General features: G+C 69.7%; 1 protein-coding gene. It reads left to right on the plus strand.

Annotated features, from left to right (window positions below; translation table 11 throughout):
- On the plus strand, positions 1 to 5,088 hold a 5,088-nt coding region (locus D7V80_RS40085; RefSeq protein ID WP_120593034.1), incomplete at both ends, for an amino acid adenylation domain-containing protein.

Raw genomic sequence — 5,088 nt, forward strand, 5'->3', positions numbered from 1 at the left:
ATACATGGTGCCCTCCGCGCTCATGGTGCTGGAGGCGTTCCCGCTGACCCCGAACGGGAAGCTGGACCGGAACGCGCTGCCCACGCCCCACGCGTCGAGCACGCGCGCGCACGTGCCCCCGAGAGACATCGCGGAGCTGACGCTGGCCGGGCTCTTCGAAGACCTGCTCGGCGTGAAGTCCGTTGGCGCGAATGACGACTTCTTCGAGCTGGGCGGCCACTCCTTGCTGGCCACCCAGCTCATCTCACGCATCCGCGCGACCTTCCGCGTCGAGCTTCCGCTCCGCGCCCTGTTCGAGCTGCGGACCGTGTCCTCGCTCGCGGCGAAGCTGGAGGCGTCGTCGGGCCAGAGCGCGCTTCCCCCGCTGAAGCCAGCGCCGGCGGGCCAACCCCTGCCCCAGTCCAGCGCGCAGCGCCGGCTGTGGTACGTCGACCGGCTGGCGCCAGGGAGCGCCGCGTACAACATTCCGGCGGCGGTCCGAATCGACGGCGCGTTGGAGCCAGCCCGCATGGAGCAGGCGCTCCGCTCCGTCGTGAGCCGGCAGGCGGCCCTTCGCACCACGTTCTGGAACCACGACGACCTGCCCGTCCAGGTCATCCATCCGGACATCGCCTTCACGCTCGCGGTGGAAGACCTGACCTCGCTGCCGGAGGCCGCGCGTGAGCCCCGAGCGCGCGAGCTGGCGAACGAGGAAGCCCACCGGCCCTTTGACCTGGAGCGCGGTCCGCTCTTCCGGGCCCGCATGCTGCGGCTCGCCCCCGAGCACCACGTGCTGCTCGTCACGATGCATCACATCATCTCGGATGGCTGGTCCATCGGAGTGCTCATCCGCGAGGCCGCCGCCTTCTACGAGGCGGACACTCGAGCCAGCGCGCCCAACCTCCCGGAGCTGCCCGTGCAGTTCGCGGACTTCGCCCGGTGGCAGCACGATTGGATGCAGGGGTCCGTCCTGGAGGCGCAGCTCGACTACTGGCGGGAGCAGCTCGCGGGAGCCCCCGCGGCGCTGGAGCTGCCGACCGACAGACCCCGCCCCGCGGTGCAGGCGAACCGCGGCGCGGGGCTCCCCGTCCACCTCCCTGCCGCCCTCGCACAGGGCGTCCAGGACCTGGCCCGGCGCACCGGCACGACGCCCTTCATGGTGATGCTGGCCACCTGGCAGCTGCTGCTGTCGCGCTACTCGGGACAGGAGGACGTGTCCGTCGGGTCTCCCGTGGCGGGACGCAACCGCTCGGAGCTGGAAGGCCTCATCGGGTTCTTCGTCAACACGGTCATCCTCCGGGCGCGGCTGTCGCCCCAGCTCACCGTGGGTGAGCTGCTCGCCCAGGTGAAGCAAGCCACCCTGGGCGCCACCGAGCACCAGGACGTTCCCTTCGAGAAGCTGGTGGAGGTGCTGAAGCCACCGCGCGACACGAGCCGCTCGCAGCTGTTCCAGGTGACGTTCACGCTGCAGAACACGCCCCCCGTCCGCCTGGAGCTTCCGGGCCTGTCGCTGCGCGTGCTGGACGTGGAGATCGAGACCGCCAAGTTCGACATGAGCCTCGTGCTCGGTGAAGGGCCGGACGGGGTGAGCGGCGTGCTCAACTACGACTCCGACCTCTTCGACCGCGCCACCGTCGCGCGGATGATGGAGCACTACGGAGTCCTGATGGAGGCGTTCGTCGCCAACGAGCACGCACGTCTCTCCGAGCTGAGTCCGCTCCCCGTCTCCGAGCGACAGCAGGTCCTGGTGGAGTGGAACGCCACCTCCGCCGACTACCCCAGGGACGTGCCGGTCCACGTCCGCTTCGCGGAACAGGCCGCCCGCACGCCGGACGCGGTGGCGCTCGTCTTCGGTGATGAGCGCATGACGTACGGCGAGCTGGACCAGCGGGCCAATCAGCTCGCGCACCACCTGCGCACCTACGGTGTGGATGCCGGCACGCGGGTGGGCCTATGCCTGGAGCGCTCACTGGAGCTGGTGGTGGGCCTGCTCGGCATCCTCAAGGCGGGCGGCGCCTACGTCCCCGTCAACCGCAACTACCCCGCCGAGCGAATCTCCTATCTGCTCCAGGAGGCGGGCGTCAGCGTGCTCGTCACCCTGGAGGAACTCGCGGATGAGTTGCCCGCGGGAGGCACGCTGTTCGTCTGCCTGGATGCGGACGAAGCGATGCTCGCGCGGCATCCCGCGAAGGCTCCGCCTCCGGCGCGGGTGGGCGGCGATGACCTGGCCTACGTGATGTTCACGTCCGGGAGCACGGGTGTGCCCAAGGGCGTGTGCGTGCCGCACCGGGGCGTGGTGCGCCTGGTGTGCGCCAACCCGTTCATCCAGTTCGGCCCCGAGGAGGTGTTCCTCCTCCTCGCGCCGGTGGCGTTCGACGCGTCCACCCTGGAGCTCTGGGGAGCCCTGCTCCATGGCGCGCGGCTGGTGCTGGCGCCGCCCGGCACCCCGTCGATGAACGAGCTGGGCTCGCTGCTGGAGAAGCATGGCGTCACCACGCTCTGGCTGACGGCCGCCCTGTTCGAGCAGGCCGTCCTCCACATGGGCGCCTCGCTGGCCCGGGTGCGGCAGGTGCTGGCGGGTGGAGACGTGCTGCCCATGCAGCGCGTCCTCCAGCACCTGGCCCGCGTGCCTCCGGGCGCCGTGCTCGTCAACGGCTACGGCCCCACGGAGAACACCACCTTCTCCGCGACGTACACGCTGCGCCCCGGCATGGCGTTGGGAGCCTCCGTTCCCATTGGACGGCCGCTGGGCCACTCCACCACGTATGTGCTGGATGCCTTCATGCAGCCCGCGCCCGTGGGCGTCCCGGGTGAGCTGTTCGTCGGCGGGGATGGCCTGGCCTGGGGCTACCTGAACAGGCCGGACCTCACCGCGGAGAAGTTCGTCCCGCACCCGTTCAGCACCGCGCCGGGCGCACGCCTCTACCGCACGGGAGACCGTGCCCGTTGGCTCGCGGACGGCACGCTGGAGTTCCTCGGCCGGACCGACTTCCAGGTGAAGGTGCGTGGCTTCCGCATCGAGCTGGGTGAAGTCGAATCGCAGCTCCAGCGCGCCCCTGGCGTGCAGGAGGCCGTGGTGGTCGTGCGCGAGGACCTCCCTGGCGCCAAACGGCTCGTCGCGTACCTCGTGGGCCTGGAGGGGCCGGAGTCCGTGCAGCCCCGAGCGCTGCACGACTTCCTCGCCCAGCGGCTGCCGGACTACATGGTGCCGGCGGCCTTCGTGCCCATGGAGGCGCTGCCGCTCAACGCCAACGGGAAGGTGGACCGAAAGGCCCTCCCCGCGCCGGACGCCGAGGCCCGCGAAGACGGCGTTCCGTTCGAGGCACCGCGCACGCCCTCCGAGGAGGCCCTCGCCAGGGTCTGGTCCGAAGTCCTCGGCGTGAAGCAGGTGGGCATCGACGATAGTTACTTCGACCTGGGCGGCGACTCGATGCGCAGCATCCAGGTGGTCGCCAAGCTGCGGGAGCTGGGGCTGGAGCTGCCCATGATGGCGCTCCTCCAGCACCCCACCATCCGCCAGCTGTCGGCCGAGCTGAAGTCCACGGCCACCGCGAAGCCCGCCGTGGAGTCCGCGCCGTTCAGCCTCCTCAACGAGGAGGACCGGCAGCGCCTGCCCGAGGGGCTCCAGGACGCCTACCCGTTGACGTACCTCCAGGCCGGCATGCTCTTCGAGAGCACGCTGCACGTGGGCACGGGCATCTACCACGACCTGTTCAGCCTGCATCTGGAGATGGCGCTGGACGAGGCGCGGCTTCGTCAGGCGCTCCAGGAGGTGATGACACGTCACACCATCCTTCGGACGTCGTTCGACCTGGAGGGCTACAGCGAGCCCATCCAACTGGTCCACAGCCAGGTGGAGCCGTCGCTTCGCCTCGACGATTTGCGCCACCTCCCCAAGGAGGGGCAGGACGTGTTCCTGCGCGAATGGGCGGAGACGTACCGCCGGCGCAACTTCGACTGGACCCGCGCTCCGCTGCTGCACACCACCGTGCACCGGCGCACCGACACCACGCTCCAGCTCACGTTCCTGTTCCACCACGCCATCCTTGACGGATGGAGCGCGACCTCCGTCTTCACGGAGCTGCTCGGCCGTTACCTGGACCTGCTCGGCGGCAATGACACGCCCGCCGCGCCCCCGCTGACCGCCACCTACCGCCAGTTCGTCGCACTGGAACGGGAGTCTCTGTCCACGGGCCGTGACGAGCAGTTCTGGCTGAAGCGCATGAGCGAGGTCGAGCCGCCTTCCGCGCGGCCCCCCAGCCAGAGCGGCCAGGCCGACATGATGCACCGCCAGAAGGTCAACGTTTCCGGGGACCTTCAGGAGCGATTGCAGCGCGTGGCGCAGGAGATGGGCGTCTCGTTCAAGAGCGTGCTGCTGGCCACGCACCTGCGGGTGGCCAGCTTCGTGGAGGGGAGCAACTCGGTCGTCACGGGGCTCGTCAGCAACGGCCGCCCCGAGGTCGCGGACGGTGAGCGGATGATTGGCCTGTTCCTCAACAGCGTGCCCTTCCCGCTCGTGCTCGCGGGAGGCACCTGGCGGGAGCTGATCCGCGAGGTCGCCAGGCGGGAGCGCGAACTGCTACCGCACCGCCGCTATCCCATGGCTCGGCTGAAGAAGCAGCTTGGCGGCCAGCCCCTGTTCCAGACGCTCTTCAACTTCGTCCACTTCCACGTCATGGGCGACATGATGAAGCGCGATGGCATACGCGTCGTCGAAGAGGTCAATGCCGCTGCGTGGATCGAGCTCCCGCTCGACGTCTCCTTCTCCCTGGATCCCGCCACGTCGGCGCTCGACTTCTCGGTGTCCAGCACCGGAGCGACGAGGGATGCCTCGTGGGTGAAGAGCGTCAGCCAATACTACCTGCGCGCCATGGAGTCGCTCGCGGCCACGCCCGACGCGCGTCATGACCAGGTCACGCTGCTGTCGACGGAGGAGCAGCAGCGCATCCTCCGCGACTGGAATGCCACGGGCCAGACGTTCTCCTGGGACGGCTGCCTCCACGAGCGCTTCGAGGCCCAGGCGGCTCGCACGCCCGATGCCCTCGCCGTCCTCTCCGACGAAGCCTCCCTCTCCTTCGGCGTGCTCAACCAGCGCGCCAACCAGTGGGC

Source organism: Corallococcus sp. CA054B (assembly GCF_003611625.1).
Classification (GTDB): domain Bacteria; phylum Myxococcota; class Myxococcia; order Myxococcales; family Myxococcaceae; genus Corallococcus; species Corallococcus coralloides.